The sequence below is a fragment of the Nostoc sp. CALU 546 genome (genome assembly GCF_048836525.1).
Map to the genome: position 1 here is coordinate 1 of NZ_JAWJTF010000068.1, position 21221 is coordinate 21221.

Annotated in this window: 16 protein-coding genes; 8 read left to right on the plus strand and 8 right to left on the minus strand. The window is 42.8% G+C overall.

Annotation, left to right across the window (positions count from 1 at the left end):
* Positions 1-134 precede the first annotated feature (134 nt).
* Positions 135-521, minus strand: a complete 387-nt coding sequence (locus tag RRG12_RS27330; RefSeq protein ID WP_420761331.1) for a hypothetical protein — start codon at positions 519-521, stop codon at positions 135-137.
* A gap of 478 nt (positions 522-999) precedes the next feature.
* On the opposite strand from RRG12_RS27330, the gene RRG12_RS27335 reads away from it, so the two are divergent.
* Positions 1000-2904 (plus strand): chloride channel protein, encoded by a 1905-nt coding sequence (locus RRG12_RS27335; RefSeq protein WP_420761332.1) that lies wholly within the window; start codon positions 1000-1002, stop codon positions 2902-2904.
* Between the two features lie 69 nt (positions 2905-2973).
* Here the strand turns inward: RRG12_RS27335 and RRG12_RS27340 are convergent, their stop codons facing one another.
* Positions 2974-3387: an AbrB family transcriptional regulator gene (locus tag RRG12_RS27340; RefSeq protein WP_069071631.1), complete on the minus strand. Its 414-nt coding sequence runs from the start codon at positions 3385-3387 to the stop codon at positions 2974-2976.
* Positions 3388-3780: 393 nt separating this feature from the next.
* Between RRG12_RS27340 and RRG12_RS27345 the strand changes: the two genes are divergently transcribed.
* The 3 genes from RRG12_RS27345 to pyrR all read left to right on the plus strand — a co-directional run bounded on the left by RRG12_RS27345 (position 3781) and on the right by pyrR (position 5860).
* The gene (locus RRG12_RS27345) at positions 3781-4221 is read left to right on the plus strand and encodes an Rrf2 family transcriptional regulator (protein WP_069071683.1); all 441 of its coding nucleotides are present in this window, start codon (positions 3781-3783) and stop codon (positions 4219-4221) included.
* A gap of 58 nt (positions 4222-4279) precedes the next feature.
* Entirely contained in the window at positions 4280-5248 is a 969-nt protein-coding gene (cbiB, locus tag RRG12_RS27350) for an adenosylcobinamide-phosphate synthase CbiB (protein WP_420761333.1), read from the plus strand.
* 75 nt (positions 5249-5323) lie between these two features.
* Positions 5324-5860 carry a bifunctional pyr operon transcriptional regulator/uracil phosphoribosyltransferase PyrR gene (gene pyrR / locus RRG12_RS27355; RefSeq protein WP_069071632.1) on the plus strand — a complete coding sequence of 179 codons (537 nt, stop codon included), beginning with the start codon at positions 5324-5326 and terminating at the stop codon, positions 5858-5860.
* Between the two features lie 14 nt (positions 5861-5874).
* On the opposite strand, the gene RRG12_RS27360 is transcribed toward pyrR, so the two are convergent.
* The 5 genes from RRG12_RS27360 to RRG12_RS27380 all read right to left on the minus strand — a co-directional run bounded on the left by RRG12_RS27360 (position 5875) and on the right by RRG12_RS27380 (position 12557).
* A complete protein-coding gene (locus RRG12_RS27360) occupies positions 5875-6021 on the minus strand; it encodes a histidine kinase (RefSeq protein WP_420761334.1) in 147 nt (48 codons plus the stop codon).
* Entirely contained in the window at positions 5999-6382 is a 384-nt protein-coding gene (locus RRG12_RS27365; RefSeq protein ID WP_069071633.1) for a nuclear transport factor 2 family protein, read from the minus strand. The genes RRG12_RS27360 and RRG12_RS27365 overlap by 23 nt, the downstream gene beginning before the upstream one ends.
* A gap of 136 nt (positions 6383-6518) precedes the next feature.
* Positions 6519-8408 (minus strand): response regulator, encoded by a 1890-nt coding sequence (locus RRG12_RS27370; protein WP_420761335.1) that lies wholly within the window; start codon positions 8406-8408, stop codon positions 6519-6521.
* On the minus strand, positions 8374-8838 hold the full coding sequence (locus RRG12_RS27375) for a response regulator (RefSeq protein WP_420761362.1): 465 nt from the start codon (positions 8836-8838) through the stop codon (positions 8374-8376). Before RRG12_RS27375 ends, RRG12_RS27370 begins: the two co-directional genes overlap by 35 nt.
* A gap of 368 nt (positions 8839-9206) precedes the next feature.
* Positions 9207-12557 carry a PAS domain-containing protein gene (locus RRG12_RS27380; RefSeq protein ID WP_420761336.1) on the minus strand — a complete coding sequence of 1117 codons (3351 nt, stop codon included), beginning with the start codon at positions 12555-12557 and terminating at the stop codon, positions 9207-9209.
* A 583-nt stretch (positions 12558-13140) separates the two neighbouring features.
* Between RRG12_RS27380 and RRG12_RS27385 the strand changes: the two genes are divergently transcribed.
* Together RRG12_RS27385 and RRG12_RS27390 are read left to right on the plus strand one after the other, a co-directional pair.
* Complete coding sequence (locus RRG12_RS27385) at positions 13141-14394, plus strand: DUF4912 domain-containing protein (protein WP_069071637.1); 1254 nt, start codon at positions 13141-13143, stop codon at positions 14392-14394.
* Positions 14395-14631: 237 nt separating this feature from the next.
* Positions 14632-15558, plus strand: coding sequence for a phosphodiester glycosidase family protein (locus RRG12_RS27390; protein WP_420761337.1), 927 nt, complete (start codon positions 14632-14634; stop codon positions 15556-15558).
* A gap of 38 nt (positions 15559-15596) precedes the next feature.
* Here RRG12_RS27390 and RRG12_RS27395 read toward each other — a convergent pair whose 3' ends face one another.
* Entirely contained in the window at positions 15597-15965 is a 369-nt protein-coding gene (locus tag RRG12_RS27395) for a hypothetical protein (RefSeq protein ID WP_420761338.1), read from the minus strand.
* Positions 15966-16354: 389 nt separating this feature from the next.
* On the opposite strand from RRG12_RS27395, the gene RRG12_RS27400 reads away from it, so the two are divergent.
* Together RRG12_RS27400 and RRG12_RS27405 are read left to right on the plus strand one after the other, a co-directional pair.
* The gene (locus tag RRG12_RS27400; RefSeq protein ID WP_420761339.1) at positions 16355-16612 is read left to right on the plus strand and encodes a helix-turn-helix domain-containing protein; all 258 of its coding nucleotides are present in this window, start codon (positions 16355-16357) and stop codon (positions 16610-16612) included.
* Between the two features lie 304 nt (positions 16613-16916).
* Complete coding sequence (locus RRG12_RS27405) at positions 16917-21179, plus strand: ATP-binding protein (protein WP_420761340.1); 4263 nt, start codon at positions 16917-16919, stop codon at positions 21177-21179.
* Positions 21180-21221 lie beyond the last annotated feature (42 nt).

Here is a 21221-nt window from a genome sequence, read left to right on the forward strand (position 1 = left end):
ACCCATTTTTCTGATAAATAATGAATGTAAAACCGTGTCCTATTTGGGGCAATAAGACACGGTTTCACATAAGTATTTAGTTTATAATATTACAAAAATCAAAGTAAGATTTGATTTATACCAAATTAATCCATTTACTGAGATTTGTTTCCTGGTTCATTAACTTTCTCTGTTGTGGGAAATATTTGGCGATCGTAGCTTGTCTTTTCTTGGGTCAAGGCGATCGCACTAAAGAAAATAGCACTTCCTACAGCCAAGGCTACCATCGGACGCTTGAGCAAGACAAAATCTCTGATAATCCTCGCTAAAGGTCGGCTTTGCTTTCGTAGCGCCGAAGACATCATCAAGTGTCTCCAAGTAAACGGATCGCGGACATAATGACCACTCTGGCAAACTACTAGCCTCTCCTGGCAATAGGGACAGCAAAACAAGCCCATGCGCGTTTTGACTGGTTTGGGCGTAGCATTTCTTTGGCAAATTGGGCAAGTAACATAATGATTATCAAAGGTGTGTATATTCATTTACCTCGTCCGCCTAGTCCATTTACTCGCTCTATAACAATAGCTATATTCAATTGGAATCAATGTATGATCTGAAATCAGGCATAAACTATACATACATTGTATTACTACCAAGGATGGCTCAATGGTCGCAACACGAGTATAGCTAGATTTAGGCAAGGATGACTCCTAGTTGATGTTTACGGGTGCGTCCACCCAGCCAACAAAAACTCTCTTGTCTCTATTAAAGAATAGTGTTGGCGCTCGTTTGCACCCCACTAATCGCAGCTACGCCCAAGCTAGGCATCGTTGACCCTTAAATAATAATTGTCTCCCATTTAACCATTCTCCCCACAAAAATTTCGCACAATGAAATTTTTTGCTAAAGCTTTGTAAATCAAGCAAATAAAGTCTACTTGTCTGGTTGCTAAAGAATGGCTCACAATGAGAAGTAACAGATAAAAATTTAAATTTTTTCTTACATTTACCCCGCCTCTCAATGACTCTCTTGCCTCTCACTCAACTGAGGAAGGTAACGGAACAACCTGCCTTTCCTGCACTTTCCGCGCGTTTAGCTCACCTAATTAATCGTTTTCAACCATCACCAGAAACCGTAGTGCTATTTTTAGCCATGCTGATTGGCGGTGGTACTGGTATGGGTGTAGTCACCTTTCACTATTTAATCCAGTTGATTCACCAGCTGATGCTGGAAAATTTAATGGGTCAAATTGGGGTCTGGGGTGCTTGGACTCTAGCCTGCGTTCCCACCCTTGGCGGGTTAATCGTTGGCTTGATGCGCTGGCGCACTCAAGACTTTGGCCCTGGACTTTCATCTCTCATCGCCGCTTCTCAAGGAAAAGAGATTAAGCGACCACTAAGACCAGTTACAAAGATGCTGGCCGCATCTGTTTCTTTGGGGAGTGGTGCTTCTTTGGGGCCAGAGGGGCCGAGTGTCGAAATTGGCGCCAATTTTGGGATGTTGTTCTCTGTGATTCTCAATGTATCTCAAGAACGACAGCGGTTGCTGTTGGGTGCTGGGGCGGCGGCTGGACTTGCTGCGGGATTTAATGCTCCCATTGCTGGAGTATTTTTTGCCCTGGAGGTGGTGATGGGAGCTACATCTTTCGCTACTTCTGCGGTGAGTGTGGTGCTGCTAGCGGCGGTGGTAGCAGCATTAATTGCCCAAATTGGTTTGGGGGCACAACCTGCTTTTGATTTACCTGTTTACCAAGTCCGCAGTCCTTTGGAATTACCCCTTTACCTGGGATTGGGTTTAGGGGCCAGCCTAGTTTCTCTGGCTTATACTCAATCAATTCGGGGAGCAAAAGCTTGCTTTGCTGGGAATGTTCCAGGTTTTGCCTTCTTGGGACGAATTCCTCAGCCGATTCATCCAATCATTGGCGGTGTGATAATTGGCGCTGTTGCTTTGCGCTTTCCGCAAATTCTGGGTGTCGGTTATGAAACTGTAGAAGCAATGCTTCAGGATGTTGAGTTTCCACTCTACCTATTAGTTGTGCTGTTGGTAGTAAAGCTACTGATGACTGCAATTAGTACGGGTAGTGGTTTCATCGGTGGGTTGTTTGCACCAGCAATGTTTTTAGGTGCTTCTTTTGGTTCAGCCTACGCCAAAATTTTGGCTGTAGCATTCCCAGCAATTTGTGATCAAATGGCAGCTCCCCCAGCTTACGCAATGGTGGGAATGGCAGCAGTACTAGCTGCTAGTGTCAGAGCGCCGTTAACAGCTATTTTAATGCTGTTTGAATTAACCCGCGACTATCGTATTGTTTTACCATTGATGGCAGCTGTGGGTTTGAGTGTTTGGCTAGTGGAAAGGATTAAACCAACTTTTAACTCTAACTCTAATCTCCAACAAATTGGTCTTTCGGCATTGAAAGATGAACAAGCAGAAATTGTGCAGCAAATTTTGGTAGAAGATGCTATGTATCCCTGTCCAAAAAAGTTACCTGCAACTCTTGGAGTGTTAGATGCAGCTGTAGAAATGACCCGCGATCGCGTCCGCAGTGCTTTAGTAATAGATGAAGCAGAGCAATTAGTTGGTATACTTTCTCTGGAAGATATTAATCGTGCCCTTAATTTTTGGCAAACATACCCAAATTCTCTAACTGAAATTCCAGATAATTTATCCAGTCAAACTCTCATAGACATTTGTACTACTGAAATTCTCTATGCATGGCAGGATGAACTATTATCTGAAGCTTTAGACAGGATGAGTCTTCGGGGTTTGCATCAATTACCAGTAGTAGCACGAGAAAAACCCGATCGCATTTTGGGTTTACTAGAAAGAGAGCAAATTGCATTAACCTGCAATTTAGCAGTAACGCGCAAGGCACTTCGCCACTATTTACCAGTTTTACCCACTACAGATATAGTCATTGGTCATTAGTCATTAGTCATTAGTCATTAGTCATTAGTTTTCACAAAGGACAAATGACAATTGACTAATGACTATTTATTAAGCTGTGGCTTCTATGGCTTCATCTTCTTCCCGATCTTCTGGATCTACCTGTCTCAGACGAATGTGCTTTTTGCCTAAAGTGATCAGAAACTCATCTCCTGGTTTCAGATTCATCTGTTTTGTATAAGCTGAACCTATAAGTAAGTTACCATTCGATTGCACACTAATTCTATAGCTAGCACTACGTCCACCACGCCCATTAGCACTGGGTGTACTGTCCAACTGAATGCCTTCGGCATCAATTAGGGCATTTAAGAACTTCATCATATTGACGCGCTCTATACCATTTTTGGTAACGGTATAGTAGCCGCATTTTTTGGCTTTATCTTCCTTGCTCTCGTTCTCTAGCTCTTTGACTTTTCTGAGCAGTTCTTCACCGAGTAGGGGTTCAATTTTTTTCTGTTTAGGCATCAACTTAGGTCGAAAATGAATGTTTGAAGTGTTTGAATCGATTTTATTTTAGCTGACGTTGAGCTAATAGGAACATAATCCTTTAGTTTTTATCTCAACCTAGCCAAGTATATTACACTCAGATGCACAATTGTTATGCCATTACCAATATTGCCAAGACAATCTAATTTATAGAATGCTGGCAATGCTGATAACTATATATAGTTTGTGAATTACTGCTAGACTATACAAGTTTGAAGTTTTCTAAACTAACGCTCAAAAGGTTGTCTAGTTGTTGAGGATGATAACTGAGTCACAGAATGATAAGCAAAACTGATCCTTAGTTATTGGTCATTGGTCATTGGTTATTTACAAATGACAAATGATAAAGGACAAACAACAAAGCTTGCCAAAATGAAACTAACTACCAGAGGACACTATAGTGTAAAGGCGTTGCTAGATTTGAGTTTACAGCCAAAATATGGCCCTGTATCTGTGAGAGCGATCGCAAAACGCCAAGATATCCCAGCTCCTTACCTTGAAAAACTACTAATAGAAATGCGTCGTGCTGGGTTAGTGAAATCAATTCGTGGTAGCATCGGCGGGTATCAATTGGCAAGAGAGCCTATACAAATATCTATAGGGCAAATTTTAGAAGCAGTTGGCGAGACTAGCCATTTACCCCATCACACCCCAGCACCAACACAAGCGGAAGATTGGGTAACATTTAGCCTCTGGCAGAGACTCAACCAAAAGCTCAAAGAAGCTTTGTACAGTATTACCCTCGCAGACCTTTATTACGATGCTCGTAGCTGGCAAGCTTCCCTTGGAGAAGAAGCTAGTTTTGTGGTTTAGTCATTGGTCATTGGGTGTTGAGCATTGGTTTTCACAAAGAACAAATGACAAAGAACAAATGACATCCGCTGTTGTTTTAATTATTGCTGCACTTTTAGATTATTTAATTGGTGATCCTTGGGATTGGCCTCATCCAGTGCAAGTTATGGGGTGGGTAATTTCTCGCCTGACCAAATTTTTTCTCCAATTGTGTCAAAATTCTCTAACACAACGCCTAGCTGGAATTGTACTAGGTATTATCCTAATAATTGGTAGCGGTCTTGTTGGCTTTTTGATTATTCAAAGTGCCACATGGGTTCATCCATTGTTGGGAATTGCAATAAATAGCATTCTTTTAGCTAGTTGTTTTGCTGGTAGAAGTTTACGAGCAGCAGCGGAGGCTGTTTTACAACCTTTAACAGCAGGAGATTTGGAGAAGGCTCGGAAGATTTTAAGTAATTATGTTGGTCGAGATACTCAAAACCTCTCGCAAGCAGAAATTTTACGAGCAGTTTTAGAAACCGTTGCTGAAAATACCACCGATGGGGTAATGGCTCCGCTTTTTTATGCAATTATTGGTGTTTTTATACCAGTTGTAGGGCCAACGCCCTTGGTTTTAGCATATAAAGCTAGCAGTACCCTTGATTCAATGGTGGGCTACCGAGAAGCACCCTATACTTATTTTGGATGGTTCTGTGCGCGATTAGAAGATTATTTGACTTGGCTACCTTGTCGGTTAACAGTCATGACTCTGGCGTTGTTATCGGGTAAACCAATGCATGTTTGGCGAATTTGTCGTCGGGATGCAATTAACGATCCTAGTCCCAATTCTGGCTGGAGTGAGTGCGCCTATGCGGCTTTTTTGGGAGTGCAGATGGGCGGTACAAATTGGTATCGTGGGGTAGCTAAGTACAAACCACTGCTAGGAGATGCTATTTATCCCATAACTGCAACTTCTATTCAGAATGCTTTGCAGCTGACTCGATATTGTTTTTTGCTATGGTTAGGGATAGCGATCGCTATATTCTTAATACTCCCAAATAAGTAATGATAAATATAAAGTTAGGAGTTAAGAATAAAAACTTCTAACCCTTGACTCATCACTCCTAACTTATCACTCGCTATGTCTGCCAAAGTAGTTGAAATTCTCTCATCAGAAGAAATCCGTCGTACCTTGACTCGCTTGGCCTCTCAAATTGTGGAAAGGACGCGTGATTTGTCTCAACTGGTACTTCTTGGTATTTATACCAGGGGTGCGTTATTAGCCGAATTGTTGGCGCGTCAAATAGAGACACTGGAAGGTGTTGCTGTGTCAGTCGGCGCTTTAGACATTACATTTTATCGAGATGACCTCGACAAAATTGGATTGCGGACTCCAACGAAAAGCGAAATTCCTTTTGACCTTACGGGAAAAACGGTTGTACTAGTGGATGATGTGATTTTCAAAGGACGGACAATTCGCGCTGCTTTGAACGCAGTCAACGATTACGGTAGACCAGAAGTGATTCGTTTAGCTGTATTGGTAGACAGGGGACATCGAGAATTACCAATTCACCCAGATTTTATTGGCAAAAAGTTGCCTACCGCTAAAGAAGAAATTGTCAAAGTTTACTTACAAAATTGCGATGGACGAGATGCAGTTGAATTGATTAGTCATTAGTCATTAGTCATTAGTCATTTGTCATTGGGCATTGGGCATTGGGCATTGGGCATTGGGCATTGGGCATTGGGCATTGGGCATTGGGTATTACAAAACTCTGAGCTAGTCCCCAGTCCCCAGTCCCCAGTTCCCCAAACCTCATCGCAAAATTGGACTGCCATGATGATGAATTAAATACCACTTACCACCAAGAAACTGAAATATATTTGTAGCTGTTGATTGTGCTTCAAGTCTTCTACCACCTACGACTTGGAACACATTTTCTCTCAGCACAACATAAGCGATATTATCAGTTATCTCTGTAGCAATTATATCTGTGTTTATTTCTATATAAGCGGTATTTTTAAATATCTGCTCCCAAGAGATGCGAATCTCCTTCCAACCTCGCAGTATATTACTTCCAGGATGAATACAAAAACTACCAGTTCCTTGTGACCATACTGCACTCATTATCTCAATATCTTTTCTTTCAAAAGCTCGATAAAAAGCTGCATTAGCCGCTAAGACTTCATCCTTCGTCATGGGGGATTAAATATTAAAAGTGAAGAGTTAAGAGTTAGGAGTTACTAAAATTATAACTCTCAAGTTTGACAAATAAATTAGTAATTCCCAATTCCCAATTCCCAATGCCCAATGCCCAATGCCCAATGCCCAATCTCTAACTCTTCTTGACTGTGCTAATAGTTTGCAATAATTGGCTAGCTGTATAGGGTTTGCATAAAAAGGCTTTGATACCCATGTCATAAGCTGTGTTAACTTTATCAGAGGAACTAAGTCCACTGACAGCAATAATTTTGACATCTGGATTAATTTTTCGCAGGGTACGGATAGTAGTTATGCCATCCATAGATGGCATGACCATATCAGTTAATACAAGAGATATTTCATCTTGATGTTCTGCATATAAGGCTATGGCTTCAATGCCATCACTAGCTGTGATTGCTTTGTAGTTATGGCTTTCTAGAGATGTTTTTGTCACATCTCGAATAGCAGCTTCGTCATCTACAACTAAAATTAATTCTCCTTGGCCTGGAGGTAATCCCTGTTCTTGTTCTTCTATAGTTTCTCTCGCATCTTGTGCTGGCAAATACACCTTAAATTGACTGCCTTTTCCTTGTTCGCTGTATACGTCGATAAACCCGCCGTGGCTTTTAATAATGCCAAGTACTGTAGAAAGACCAAGACCAGTACCTTTGCCGAGTTCTTTGGTAGTAAAAAATGGCTCAAATATCCGATCTAATATTTCTCTTTGAATCCCAATTCCCCCATCACTAATAGTAATTACAATGTGATGACCGACTTTCGCATCTATATGCATCTTGGCGTAATTTTCATCAATTAAGAGATTTTCCGCCAATATTTTCAAATTACCACCATTGGGCATAGCATCACGAGCATTGACACACAAATTCATTAGTACTTGGTGCAGTTGGGTGGCATCGCCGGATACAGTCCAAAGATTTTGCGGAATATGAGTAGAAACCTCAATGGATTTGGGAAAAGTTTCTTTGATAATGTGCTGGATTTCTATTATTAAATGTCTTAATTGTAAAATTGTGCGATCGCCTTCCAGCCCACGTGTAAAAGATAATACTTGTTTGACTAAATTTGCCCCACGTTTAGCGTTTGTGATCAATATTGGCAGCAGTCGCCGAGAACGCTCATCATGAAGTTGTGCCTCCAATAGTTGGGCTGTCATCAAAATGGGAGCAAGAACATTATTTAGATCGTGGGCGATACCACTGGCTAAAGTACCAATGCTTTCCAATCGCTGGGCGCGGAGGAATTGCGCTTCGAGTTGTTTTTTTTGTGTAATATCTGTGTTAACAACGAGAAAAGATTGTGCTTTTTTGCCGAATTCATGCACTAGTGTCCAACGGCTTTCAACAATAATTTCTTTACCCAACTTTGTTTTTTGCTGTAATTCACCCTCCCAAGACCCATTTTTCATCAGAATACTGAGTGCTTCTTGAACTTGAGACAGATTTTTTTCATGCCAGAGAACTTGTGTCTTTTTATTGATAGCTTCTTCTTTTTTCCAACCGTACAGACTCTCAGCAGCTTTGTTCCAAAATAAAATTTTATCGTCTAAATCACACACAAAAATTGCATCGGTGGCAACATCTAGTAGAGCAGCTTGTTCGCGGATTTTCTGTTCTGTTTGTTTGCGCTCAATGGCGTAGCGGATAGAACGCTCTAACAACGGTGCTGTCAACTGGCTTTTTTCAAGATAATCTGCGGCTCCAGCTTTCATCGCTTCGATATCTATTTCCCAGTCGCCTTGACCAGTTAGCAAAATTATTGGAGAACAACAGCCGTTGGCAATTGCTTCGCGCAAAAGTTCCAGTCCATTATGGGGGCCCAAACGGTAGTCTACAAGATAAATGTCATGTTGGTGGCGAGCGATCGCATTTCTTGCTGCTTCATAATTATTAACCCATTCCAGCTCGCAGTTTGCTACCTGAAATTCATTGAACCAATAACGAGTCAAAATATAGTCGTCTTCGTCATCATCAATGAACAGAACTTTGATAGGGCTGTTGTCCATGTTTGTCTCCCACTGCTTCTAGTGGCAGTTTCACAATTTCAAACCAGTATTTGACTAGAGTCTTCATAACTTCAACTAATGAGGCAAAAGCCACTGGCTTAATGATGAAAGAATTAGCGCCCAAATCGTAAGTATTATATATATCTTCTTCTCTTCGTGATGTTGACAGGATTACAACTGGAATTCGCCGCAGCTGTGGGTCAGTTTTTATCTCTTTGAGTGCCTCAATACCGTCAATTCTCGGCATATTCAAATCTAATAAAATCAAACCCGGATACGGTGAACTGCTGTTCTCAACATATTGACCACGATGGTAGAGATAATCCATCAACTCTTCACCATTACTCACGATGTACAGTTCAATTGGCAATTGACTTTCTGCCAACGCTTCACGAACTAAGATGCCGTCATCTTTATCATCATCAGCCATTAAGATTGTCAGGTTTGCTTTTCGACCGTTCACTATGCATCGTCTCCTTTGCATTGGTTTATTAGTATGAATCAAGTTATTAACTTGGCACAGATGGCAACTCTTACGTTGACAAAAATAGTCAAATATGCAATCTATATGTTTAGATATAAAAGGTTTATTTTGTTGCCATTTTTTTTGCTATTAGCAAGCGATATCTAATTACAAACTGCCGTGGTAGTCACCAATAGCCTGAAATTATCGAATTGTATTAATAATTAACATGATGGTTGATTTGTACAATGCATGATTCCTACAAATTACAGGGTGCAATTGTACAATTAAGCTAATTTTGGGATCTAGTATTAATCCCTCTCCAGGAATAAAAATCAAGAATGGGAATTAATTGACAATGTGATTATAAACTTTGCTCCTTGCCCAAGTTTGCTTTGGGCTGTGATATTTCCATGATGACGCTCGGCAATTTTCCGACAGATCGCTAAACCTATGCCAGTACCTTCGTATTCAATGCTACTATGCAAACGTTGAAAAACATTGAAAATCCGATCGAGATATTTTTCTTCAAAACCAATACCATTATCTTCTACGATGATTTGACAGAGTTCAGAATTAGCGGATGTGTTATCTGCTTGATTGTTTAAAACAATACCATAGATTTTGATTACAGGTGGTGTCTGGGGGCGGTGGAATTTGAGGGCGTTACCAAGCAGATTTTGCAGCAATTGGCGCATCTGCAAAGGATCAGCTTTAATGGTGGGTAACTCTGCTATTTCTACACTTGCGCCAGTTTGCTGGATATACACTTCTAAATCACACAATACCTCTTGGGCAATTTTTGCCAGATTTACTGATACAAAAGGCTGTGCCCTGGTAGTAACTCGTGAAAGTGTCAATAAGTCTTCAATCAATGTCTGCATTCTGTTGGCAGCATTCTGCATTCGTTCTAAGTAATCACGTCCCTGTTCGGTTAATGTATCGCCACAGGTGGTTTTAAGCCGATCGCCAAAGGTTGTAATCTTACGTAGTGGCTCTTGCAAATCGTGGGAGGCGACAAATGCAAATTGTTGCAGTTCTTTATTGGAACGGGCGAGTTCTTGCCGCTGCCGAGTTTCTTGTTCTAGGATTAGGCTCTGAGTTGAGGCAATGGCTATTTGATCTGCCAGCTGTTGTAAAAGTTGAATTTCCCAGTCAGTCCACTGGCGGGGATGGGCGCATTGATGGGCAATTAACAGCCCCCACAGTTGATTTTTGAGGAAAATCGGGACTACAAGGTTGGCTTGAACGGCGAATTGTTGGAGAAATTCGACGTGGCAAGGTTTGATATTAGCTTCCTTGATGTCGTTAATCGAACTAATTTGCCCTTGACGGTACTGTTCGATGTAATCGTCGCGAAAGCAAGGGTCGATAATTTGTTGCCCCAGAATAACAGGTAAACCCGGAACTACTGCCTCTTGCACCGCCATAAAAGAACCGTCTGGCTGTAGGCGCAGGATTAAAACACGGTCGGCAAGCAGTAGCTTTTGCACCTCTATGACGCTGGTTTGAAGAATTTCATCGATTTGTAAAGACTGGCGAATTTTTAGGGTAATATTAGCGAACAATTGCGATCGCATATTTTGGCGTTCTAATTCTGCTTGTGCTCGGTTGCGATCGCGTTGTGCAGCTTGCCGTTCGCTCATATCCATCATCGCCCCAATCATTCGCACTGGCTTGCCGGTCTTATCGTGAATCACATAGCCGCGATCAAAAACATAGGCATAAGAACCATTGCCGCGACGAAAGCGGTATTCATTTAACCATAATGTTCTACCGCTATCTATCAGTGCCATCGTTTCTGAGGCGATTCTCTGCCTGTCATCTGGATGTATGTGTTCATACCACCAATCAGCATTCAATGTTATTTGCTCTACTGAGTAACCAAAGAGTGTTTGTAAAGCTTGATTCCACCACACCTCATTAGTCAGCAAATCCCAATCCCATAAAAGATCATTGCTAGCACGAGCAACTATTTGGAAACGTTCTTCACTCTGACGCAGTTGTTCTTCTGCCTGTTTGCGTTCAGTGATATCTGCATGGCAACTTGTCATCCGCACTACATTACCATCTTTATCCCATACTGCCTGACCGCGATCCAAAACCCATTTGTAAGTGTCATCCTTACACCGGACTCGATGTTCGCTGATAAAAAATGGGGTAATTTTGGCAAAGTGATCAGCGATCGCTTGTCTGACAAATCCAATATCATCGGGATGCACTCGTGTTGCCCATTCATCAAAATGATTGGAAATCTCATCTTCTGCGTAACCAAGCATTTCTTTCCAGCGAGTTGAGAAAAATACTTGATTATTTTTAACGTTCCAGTCCCAAATCCCATCATTATTGCCCTGCACAGCTAACTGACAGCGTTCTTCGCTTTCTCTAAGTGCGTCTTCCACCCGTTGGCGCTCAATGGCTGTCGCCAGAACGTTGGCAACCGCTTGGAGAAAAGAAACATCATCTTTGGTAAAAGTGTGGTGTCTGGTTGTGTGTGCCCCGAAGACACCAAAAGGACGCTCTTTGCCATGAATCACTACACTAATGCCGCTCACCACTTGATGGTCATGTAACAGAGGTGGCCCATTAAATCGTGTTTCGGCGCTGAGGTCATCAACAATTACCGGTTCCTGGGAAAGCAGGGTGTAACCAGCTTGAGAATTGCTTCCGGCGCTAACGGTGGCCTTTCCTACCAGTCCAGGTTGCCAACCTACTCCAGCGCGTAGCAGCAATTTATGATCGTCTGGTAATAGTTCCAAAATTTTGCAAGACTGAACTTTGAGACATTGGGCGACCATTGTCACACATGAGTTCATTAGTGTAGTCAAGTCTGTACTAGCTAAGGCCATTTGACTTAGTTCTGCCACCATTGCTTGCTGTTTAGCATGAACTTCTAGCGCCTCCTCAGCTTGCTTGCGCTTGGTGATGTCCATGTATACCCCAGACATTTGCACAGCTACCCCAGACGCATCCCCAAAGACAACTCCTTTGCTTTCTAAAAAGCGAATTCTCCCATCGGCTAAAACAACTCGAAATTCGATGTTATGTTTGGCTCGATTCTGAATAGCTTGCTGATGCGATCGCCTGACGAAATCGCGATCGTGCGGATGAATGCAACTGATGAAAGCTTCATAGGTGTAGTTGAAAGTTCCTTTTTCTAAGCCAAAAAGCGCTTCGAGATTATCTGACCAAGTAATTTTGTTCGTCAGCAGATCCCAGTTCCAGATGCCCATGCGAACCGCATCTAATGCCATGCCAAATTGTGCTTCCCGCAATTGCGCCTGTGCAGTTTGCTGTCGTAATTCCTCCACAGCCCGACTAGCTTCTAGAAGACGGCGCAATCTTTGACGTAATATTGGCCATTGAATCGGCTTGATTATAAAATCAGTTGCACCCACAGCAAAAGCTTTCTCTACAGATGCCTGATCAGAAAAAGCGCTAATCATTAACACTGGTGTGTCTTTGCCATCAGGGAGTGCTTGCAGTTGAGTGCAGCAACTAAACCCATCCATCACTGGCATGAGGGCATCCAAAAGAACTATATCTGGGTGGAGGCGAGTATAGGTAGCGATCGCCTCTAAACCATTACTCGCTTCTACCACCTGATACCCTGCTTCTGTCAGTAGCTCATTCAGATGCATTCGCATGAAATTGTCGTCGTCTACAACCAGAATCAGGTTATTCATTTGAGTCTATGCTGGCAGCGATCGCCCTTCTTTAATTTGGTCAAACTTTAGTGCTTTTAACTCAGCACTCGTCATTTTCCTAATTATCTTAACCCCTCAGTCCCCCATGCTCTATGTCCAATCCATTTGAATGAAGAGTGCTGAGTTCTGAGTTCTGAGTGGGTAAATTGCGGTTTTTGGCGAACCCACAATAGATTGTCATGAAAGTATGACATTTTTATCATTGCTCAACATCATATCTAGCGACAAATGTCATGAAAACATAACAACTCGATCCCGGAAGGGCTTATAAATCCGTGAACCAGGCGAAAAACCTACTTGTTCCCCCTTGATCCCTAGATATGCTTAGTGGTTAATATTGACTTAACAAAAAGAAATCCTCCGATCCCAAAGAAATGCTAATTTTGGCATAACTGAGGAATTGAAAGGAAACAACCTCAATTTAAAAACAGATTAAAAAACTTAAAAACTGGGCAAAACCAGGAGTCAGGATAAGAAATTCATCTGGAATGGATGAGATTTTACATAGCATTCTTTAACCAGGGGAAATCATTTACCGCTTAAACTACTGGAGGCCAAATTAATGGCAAAAGAACGCCCGCCACTAGAGGAGATGACCTTACGCCAACTACGCAAAGTTGCTAGCGAATGTAGTATCTCTCGCTATAGCCGAATGCGTAAATCGCAACTGCTGGCATCAATACAAGAAGTACAGCGCAACAGAAATTTGCTCAGTCCATCTCGTTCATTGGAGGCACAAGAAACCGTGGAAGCTGCAAAGTTTGAATTAGGTCAGGAAGATCGTACTGGTGGATCTCTAGCTGATGTTGATGAAGGACTCGCAGATTTGCCTTCTGGATATGGTGACAGCCGGATTGTACTCTTACCGCGCGATCCTCAGTGGGCTTACACTTACTGGGATGTTCCCAATGAACACAAAGAGGAACTGCGTAGGCAAGGAGGACAACAACTCGCGCTCCGGATTTATGATGTCACCGACATCGATATCGAATACCAAAGCCCCCACAGCATTCAAGAATATCCTGCTGATGAACTAGCCAGAGAATGGTATATACCAGTTCCAGTTAGCGATCGCGATTATGTGATCGATATCGGCTATCGTGCTGCTGATGGTCGCTGGTTAGTGCTAGCTCGTTCTACGAGAGTACACATTCCTCCCGTCTATCCTTCTGACTGGATAGAAGATGTCTTCATCACCGTCAACTTTGAAGAAGATTTACGTGGTAAGACTCAATACGAACTAGTTCCCCCTGCCAAGAAGGTTGCAGCTACCGCCAATGGCAATGCTGTTGTGAATGGCAACGGCAACCCCATCTACGACCAAATCTTTGGTTTAGCGGAATCTGCCGAAGCGCTACGGGTTGCTGGTTCTATCTTTGGTTCCCAGCACCAAGTACCAGGTGGAGTGCAATCCCTTAGTTCCTACGTTTTCCCCTCTGGTGTAGGTATGTGGGCAGCTCCCACCGTGTCTGGTTTAACCGCTTCCGGTGCAGGAATGTCAGGTGTTGGCTTCTCGGCTTCTGCCGTACCAATGCGTCCGCGCCAGTTCTGGTTAATTGCCGATGCTGAATTGATTGTCTACGGTGCAACCGAACCCGATGCTACCGTAACCATTGGCGGCCGTCCAATTAAGCTAAATCCAGATGGAACATTCCGCTTCCAGATGTCCTTCCAGGATGGTTTAATCGACTACCCGATTTTGGCTGTAGCTGCTGATGGTGAGCAAACCCGGTCAATTCAAATGAAATTTAATCGTGAGACACCATCTCGGAATACTAACACCAAAGAAGAAGCTGTTTTAGAATGGTTCTCTTAAGTTTTGGTTGTTAGATTAACTCCAGACTGAAATTGTAAAGCAAGAATTCAGAATCCAGAATCCAGAAATCAGAATTAAGAAGACTTTGAGACTCAAGCTTAATAATTTGAATAAAATTAAGAAGCTATAGCACCCTTGATTTTCTAATCATTCTGGATTCTGACTCCTGACTTCTGAATCCTTACATTTTAAATTATTCCCCGCTATAGTAATTCTGTAGCGGTTTTTTGCATTATTATGTATACAAAAAAATTATTTTTGGTATTTAGCTTGATCATTGCAGCGAGTTTATTATCAGGTTGTCAAGAGCTTGAAGCAAATTCAGCCCCAAAAGTATCTAAAACTTGCCCTGGCAAAGATGCTAAGTTCAGTATTGATTTTTTTAAAACCAATAATCAAGGTAAAAAAAATCCTAAAGGTATTAACAATGTAATTATTTTTAATCCCAAATCAGCAGAATTAGATTTCAAAGTTAATGTTGGTCTATCTCATAAACTCTACGCCAAAGATGCGAAGGGAAAACTGCGTAAAGAATATGTGCCAAAACAGTTTCGTGAACTCATTGGCGATGAAAATGCCAAATTGAACGGACAACTACCCATTGCCGCAATTAATGCCGACTATATAGATACTGAGAATAAACCACAAGGCTTAAACGTTTCTCGTGGCGTAGAGTATTCAGGAGCATTTAAAAATAAACGTTCTTCCTTTGGGATATCAGGAGGTAGACCTCAGCAGCGACAGGCTACTATCCAAGCTGGCAGAAGAAAAAGCGATATTCTCAATTACAATTTAGTGGGTGGAAATGGTAGATTCTATCGTCAGGGTAAATTTAAAGATATTTGTCAAGACTTGGGAGAATTTGCCTGTAAAAATGCAACTAATCGCTCTTTGGCAGCTATTACAAATCAAGGCTATGTAATCTTATTAGTTAATGACTTGAAAGGTAATTCAGAGATTGAATTATCTCAAGTTAATCAAGAGTTATTCCCAGATATGTTTGATAATGTTCTAGAAGGTATTGCTAGCAATAACTGTTTAGGTAAGATTCAAGAAGGGATTTTATTTGATGGGGGTATGTCTCCAGGATTATATTATAACCAGAAAACTTATGTAGAAAACTTTGGGCCGATAGGTTCAGTTTTTTTGATTTACAAAAAATAAAATGACTAGCAGTAAATTTACTTTCATCTGGTGAAGTTTTAGAGTACAGATTCTTTAACTTTTTGCGAATTCTCAAGTTTGTTTGGATTCACCCAACGATTGACAAATTCGTTGTTGTGTTTGTACACCTTAATTTGCACTTGCTTGGAACTTAACTTAACTACTTCGGCAGGAATTCTTTGGACATCGCTAGAATCCGTGCGAGGTTTATAAAGCCAAATGACTTTTTGCCCAACTTCAAAGGAGTTAGGATTGCTAGTTAAAAAAGACGTACTTTCTGCCCAAGAGGGGAAAGCAATTGCTAAGTTGATTAAAAGTACTAAGACCACTAGAGTGATTTGGAAAATTTTCATGATCATTGCACTTGTCTTTGGTCTGGTAGGGCAATCAATCTGCTGCTCTAACATTTAACTATTGTCCTCCTTTGTTTTTTTTAAGTTGAAAGGTAGATACACTAAAACTTCTTTGGGAAATTTGGCAGAATTCATGTTGCACCTCTTTTTTACCTAAGTTTGATCGTACTAGAGATTTGGGGAGTCAATTACTTAGCCTTTAGTTGTATTAATCGCCAGCCAAGTTTGTATTTGCTCAAAGTTCAAACCTTTACTGATTTCAGGATAAGACGACTTTGAAAATAAAATCAAATAGTCTTTTTTCTCAAAATGATAAATTAAATTTATGATTATTATGATGCTCTGACTTGAGATGGAAATTTCTATCTCAGGAGCAATAGACGTAAAAGAACACTCTGTCGTAGAAATTGAAAATGTATAGTGCTTTATAAATTTTGATCTATATGTCTCAAAGTAGAAGCCTACTTGCAGCGAAGCAACCTAATATTGGCAAACTAGTTCGTGCCCTGCGACAAGAGTTCAATCTGTCTCAAGAAAAATTTGCTGCCGAGTTTGGTGTGACTTTCCCAACAATTAACCGTTGGGAAAATGGACATGTAACACCTTCTCCTTTAGCAATACAGCGAATTAGTAGCCTACTCAATGAGTTAGGTGAACGTGGTCAAATTCTTAAGAAAACATACTTCCGAGAAGAGGAGTAGGCTTTGTGAGTTCTGCATGGGAATTAGTAGCCCCGTAAGATCGATGATATAAAGGGGGTGCTGGGGATTGGGAACTGAGTACTGGGGACTGGGGACTGGGCAAGAAAATATGAGTAACATTTGGTTGGGATCTGAATACCCATCTAAATCTTCCTAGTACAGCACGGCGGAAATAAACCACCCATTCCCAATCAACAAAACCCTTACGCTGTCTTCATTTTTAATTTTTAATTTTTAATTCCGCCTTGCGGTACTAGTCCCCAATCCCTACTGTAAGCAACGCATGACCAATCGAGAGGAATCAATGAAAAACGAATCAACGTCAGCAAGCAACGCCGACGTAAATTTCCTTCTCGGCGGGGGTGAAATGGGTGCGCGGATGCGAGAACGAGATTGGTCAAAAACTTCTCTTGGCCCAACACAGCAGTGGCCACAGAGTTTGAAGACTGCCGCGCGGATTATGCTGACTTCCCGTCAACCGATGTTTGTCTGGTGGGGCGAGGAACTGATTAACCTTTACAATGACGCTTACAAAGCTATTATTGGCGGCAAACATCCAGAAGCGCTAGGACAGCCAGCTTCCTACGTGTGGCGGGAAATATGGGATCAGGTTAGGCCTCGAGCCGAATCAGCGATGCTGAAGAATGAGGGCACTTACGACGAAGCGCTGCTGCTAATTATGGAGCGCAACGGCTACCCAGAAGAAACCTATTACACTTTTTCATATAGCCCTGTTCCTAATGACCAGGGCGACACAGGTGGGATTATCTGCGCCAACACAGACGACACGCAGCGGATTATCGGTGAGCGTCAGTTGGCACTTTTGCGCGAACTAGCGGCGAGGACGGCAGACGCGCGGACATTCGATGAAGCCTGTATGCTGAGTGCAAGTTGTCTAGAAAGCAACCCTTACGACCTCCCTTTTGCAATGATTTATCTGGTTGACCCAGATAAGCAGGAAGTTTTTCTGGCTGGAACGTGTGGTATAGATCGGAATCACGTAGCAGTCCCCGAAGTAGTGGCTCTCGATTCTGATTGTGTTTGGCCCTTTGGGGAAGTAATCAGAACGCATCAGGCAAGCCTGATTGCTGATTTGGAAGTGTCTTTTAATAGCTTACCTTGTGGTGTTTGGCAGCGATCGCCCCATCAAGCGATCGCAGTACCAATTTCCCCATCCGGTCAAACGGGAAAAGCTGGTATATTGATTGCTGGTTTGAACCCCTTCAGGCTATTCGACGACAATTATCAAGGATTCATCGATTTAGTTGCGGCTCAAATTGCAGCCAGCATCGCTAACGCCCAAGCTTACGAGGAAGAACGCAAACGCGCTGAAGCCTTGGCAGAAATTGATCGCGCTAAAACCCTCTTTTTCAGCAACGTCAGCCACGAGTTCCGTACCCCACTTACCCTGATGTTGGGGCCACTTGAAGAAACCTTAGCCAATTGTGCCACTCTGCTTCCAGCCAAAGAACGAGAGCAGTTAGAAATGGTGCAACGTAATGGAATCCGCCTGTTAAAACTGGTCAACAGCCTGCTAGATTTCTCGCGCATTGAAGCCGGAAGAGTTCAAGCCTCTTATGAACCCACCGATCTTGCCACTTTCACCGCAGAACTAGCTAGTGTATTTCGTTCAGCAGTAGAACGCGCAGGGATGCAATTATCAGTCAACTGTCCTTCCCTGCCAGCACCAGTATATGTAGATCGGGAGATGTGGGAAAAGATTGTTCTGAACCTGCTCTCAAATGCATTCAAGTTCACGATGGCTGGAAAAATCGCGGTCAGCTTGCAGTGGGCAAATGACCATATTGAGTTTGCAGTCCAAGATACAGGCATCGGTATCCCCGTAGAAGAAATTCCCCACCTTTTTAAACGATTCCACCGCGTCAAAGGGGCGCAAGGACGAACTTTTGAAGGGTCAGGAATTGGATTGTCACTGGTACAGGAATTGGTGCAAATGCATGGTGGAACAGTCTATGTTACCAGTCTTCTAGGAGCAGGCAGTTGCTTTACGGTGTCAATTCCAACGGGGTATGCTCATTTGCCTCCTGACCGAATTAGCGCTCCTCGAACTTTAGCTTCAACCGCATTAGGTGCAAAACCCTATTTAGAAGAAGCCCTGCGTTGGCGGCCGGAAGAAGGGAATAGGGAACAGGGAACAGGGAATAGGGAGGGATCTTACCTGTGTCCTGTCACCTATAACCTGTCACCTTCCTCCCCTCGAATTCTTCTGGCTGATGACAATGCAGATATGCGTGATTATGTCAAGCGGCTATTAAGTCAGCACTATGAGGTGGAATCAGTATCGGATGGTTTAACTGCTTTGAATTCTGTTCGTGGGCGTGTCCCAGACTTAGTACTGACAGATGTGATGATGCCTGGATTAGATGGCTTTGGACTGCTGCAAGAATTACGATCTGATCCGCAGATGCAAAAAATTCCAATCATCCTGTTGTCAGCACGGGCGGGGGAAGAGGCACGGGTAGAAGGCTTAGAAGCAGGAGCCGATGATTATCTGATTAAACCGTTCTCTGCCCGTGAATTGTTGGCGCGGGTAGAGGCAGCCTTAAAAATGGCTCGTCTCCGCCAAGAGGCAATGGAACGTGAGCAAGAACTGCGAATTGAAGCTGAGGTGGCAAAAGCACACTTAGAGACTGTTATAGCTGGCATCCAAGACCAATTTTTTGTGTTAGATCGAGACTGGCGTTATACCTTTGTTAATGACCAGGTAACAGAAATTGTTGGCTTTTCAAAGGAAGAGTTGCTAGGTAGGATAATTTGGGAAGTTTTTCCAGATATGGTCAACAGCGAGTTTTATACTCAGGTTCAGCGGGCGATGTCTACGACGGGCTACGCCTACGCACAACAAACTGTTGTTCAGTTTGAATACTTTTATCCTACTTGGCAGCGCTGGTTGGAGAATCGCGTCTACCCCTTTGCAGAAGGAGTAAGCATTTTTGTTACAGACATTAGCGATCGCAAACAAGCAGAGAAAGCCCTTCGGGAAAGCGAAGAAAAATTCCGTAACATGGCTGACAATGCCCCCTTTATGGTTTGGGTAACAGATACCGATAGCCACTGCACCTACCTCAGTCAAAGCTGGTATGACTTTACAGGTCAGAGCGAGGAAACAGGTCTGGGATTTGGCTGGCTAAATGCTGTGCATCCAGAGGATTACAATAACACCAGGAATGTTTTTCTGGAAGCTAGTAGCAGTTATTCGGCTTTCCGTTTGGAGTACCGCTTGCGGCGCAAAGACGGCGAATATCGCTTTTGCATCGACGCGGCTAATCCCTGGTTTGGTGTGGACGGTCAGTTTAAAGGTTACATCGGCTCAGTGATTGACATTACCGAACGCAAAGTTGCAGAAGCCGAACGCGATCGCCTCCTGGAACTTGAGCAAGCTGCCAGAACTGAAGCCGAAAGAGCCAACCGGATTAAAGATGAATTTTTGGCGGTGCTTTCCCATGAATTGCGATCGCCTCTTAATCCTATTCTTGGCTGGGCGAGACTCTTACAGACTCGTGAGTTTGACGCCGCCGGATTGAAGAAAGCGATCGCAACCATCGAGCGAAATGCTAAATTACAAGCTCAACTAATTGAAGATTTACTCGATGTCTCTCGGATCTTACAAGGCAAGCTCAACCTCAATATGTTTCCCGTTAACTTAGTGCTTGTCATTGAGGGAGCATTGGAGACAGTGCGATTAGCAGCAGAAGCGAAAAACATTCAAATTAAAACGATACTGGATGCTTCTTTTGGGGAAGTTTTGGGTGATTCCGGTCGTTTACAACAAATTGTCTGGAATCTGTTATCGAATGCTGTTAAATTCACTCCTGAAGGAGGAAAAATTGATATTAAACTGGAGCGTGTTGACGCTCAAGCCCAGATTACTGTCAGCGACACAGGTAAGGGAATCACCCCTGAATTTCTCCCTTATGTATTTGAATATTTTCGTCAGGCTGATGGCACGACAACCCGAAAATTTGGTGGCTTGGGGTTAGGGTTAGCAATTGTCCGTCATTTAATAGAACTACATGGCGGCACGATTTGGGCAGAAAGTTTAGGTGAAGGGCAAGGAGCTATTTTCAGGGCCAGACTACCGCTAATTAAAAAGGATTTAACCCCAAAACAAGATATAAAGATTGCTGCATTAAATCCTTCTCCGGTGATTGAAATCCTTGCAGGTATCCAAATCTTAGTTGTGGATGACGATGATGATACCCGTGACTTCCACACATTTCTGCTAGAACAGGCTGGAGCAAAGGTAACTGCTGTGGCATCAGCAAAAGAAGCACTGCAAGTATTGGCAGAGTCAGAACCAGATTTTCTGCTCAGTGATATTGGGATGCCAGAGACAGATGGTTATATGCTGATGCGCCAAGTTAAGGCATTGCAGTCCAAACAAGCCAAACAGATTCCAGCGATCGCTTTAACTGCTTATGCAGGAGAAATCAACCAGCAACAAGCACTCGAATCAGGGTTTAAAAAGCATCTATCCAAACCTGTCGAACCAGAGGAGTTAGTCAAGGCAATTGCAACTCTGATTGGCAGGAGTGGGAATGGCTGAGTGTTCAGCTGCTTTGCTTGACATCCTCACCGCCGTGAACGC

Bases quoted from the DNA above. Each gene is read 5' to 3' on its own strand.
- RRG12_RS27330 (WP_420761331.1), bottom strand. From the start codon at position 521: ATGAATATACACACCTTTGATAATCATTATGTTACTTGCCCAATTTGC.
- RRG12_RS27335 (WP_420761332.1), top strand. From the start codon at position 1,000: ATGACTCTCTTGCCTCTCACTCAACTGAGGAAGGTAACGGAACAACCT.
- RRG12_RS27340 (WP_069071631.1), bottom strand. From the start codon at position 3,387: ATGCCTAAACAGAAAAAAATTGAACCCCTACTCGGTGAAGAACTGCTC.
- RRG12_RS27345 (WP_069071683.1), top strand. From the start codon at position 3,781: ATGAAACTAACTACCAGAGGACACTATAGTGTAAAGGCGTTGCTAGAT.
- cbiB (WP_420761333.1), top strand. From the start codon at position 4,280: ATGACATCCGCTGTTGTTTTAATTATTGCTGCACTTTTAGATTATTTA.
- pyrR (WP_069071632.1), top strand. From the start codon at position 5,324: ATGTCTGCCAAAGTAGTTGAAATTCTCTCATCAGAAGAAATCCGTCGT.
- RRG12_RS27360 (WP_420761334.1), bottom strand. From the start codon at position 6,021: ATGGCAGTCCAATTTTGCGATGAGGTTTGGGGAACTGGGGACTGGGGA.
- RRG12_RS27365 (WP_069071633.1), bottom strand. From the start codon at position 6,382: ATGACGAAGGATGAAGTCTTAGCGGCTAATGCAGCTTTTTATCGAGCT.
- RRG12_RS27370 (WP_420761335.1), bottom strand. From the start codon at position 8,408: ATGGACAACAGCCCTATCAAAGTTCTGTTCATTGATGATGACGAAGAC.
- RRG12_RS27375 (WP_420761362.1), bottom strand. From the start codon at position 8,838: ATGGCTGATGATGATAAAGATGACGGCATCTTAGTTCGTGAAGCGTTG.
- RRG12_RS27380 (WP_420761336.1), bottom strand. From the start codon at position 12,557: ATGAATAACCTGATTCTGGTTGTAGACGACGACAATTTCATGCGAATG.
- RRG12_RS27385 (WP_069071637.1), top strand. From the start codon at position 13,141: ATGGCAAAAGAACGCCCGCCACTAGAGGAGATGACCTTACGCCAACTA.
- RRG12_RS27390 (WP_420761337.1), top strand. From the start codon at position 14,632: ATGTATACAAAAAAATTATTTTTGGTATTTAGCTTGATCATTGCAGCG.
- RRG12_RS27395 (WP_420761338.1), bottom strand. From the start codon at position 15,965: ATGTTAGAGCAGCAGATTGATTGCCCTACCAGACCAAAGACAAGTGCA.
- RRG12_RS27400 (WP_420761339.1), top strand. From the start codon at position 16,355: ATGTCTCAAAGTAGAAGCCTACTTGCAGCGAAGCAACCTAATATTGGC.
- RRG12_RS27405 (WP_420761340.1), top strand. From the start codon at position 16,917: ATGAAAAACGAATCAACGTCAGCAAGCAACGCCGACGTAAATTTCCTT.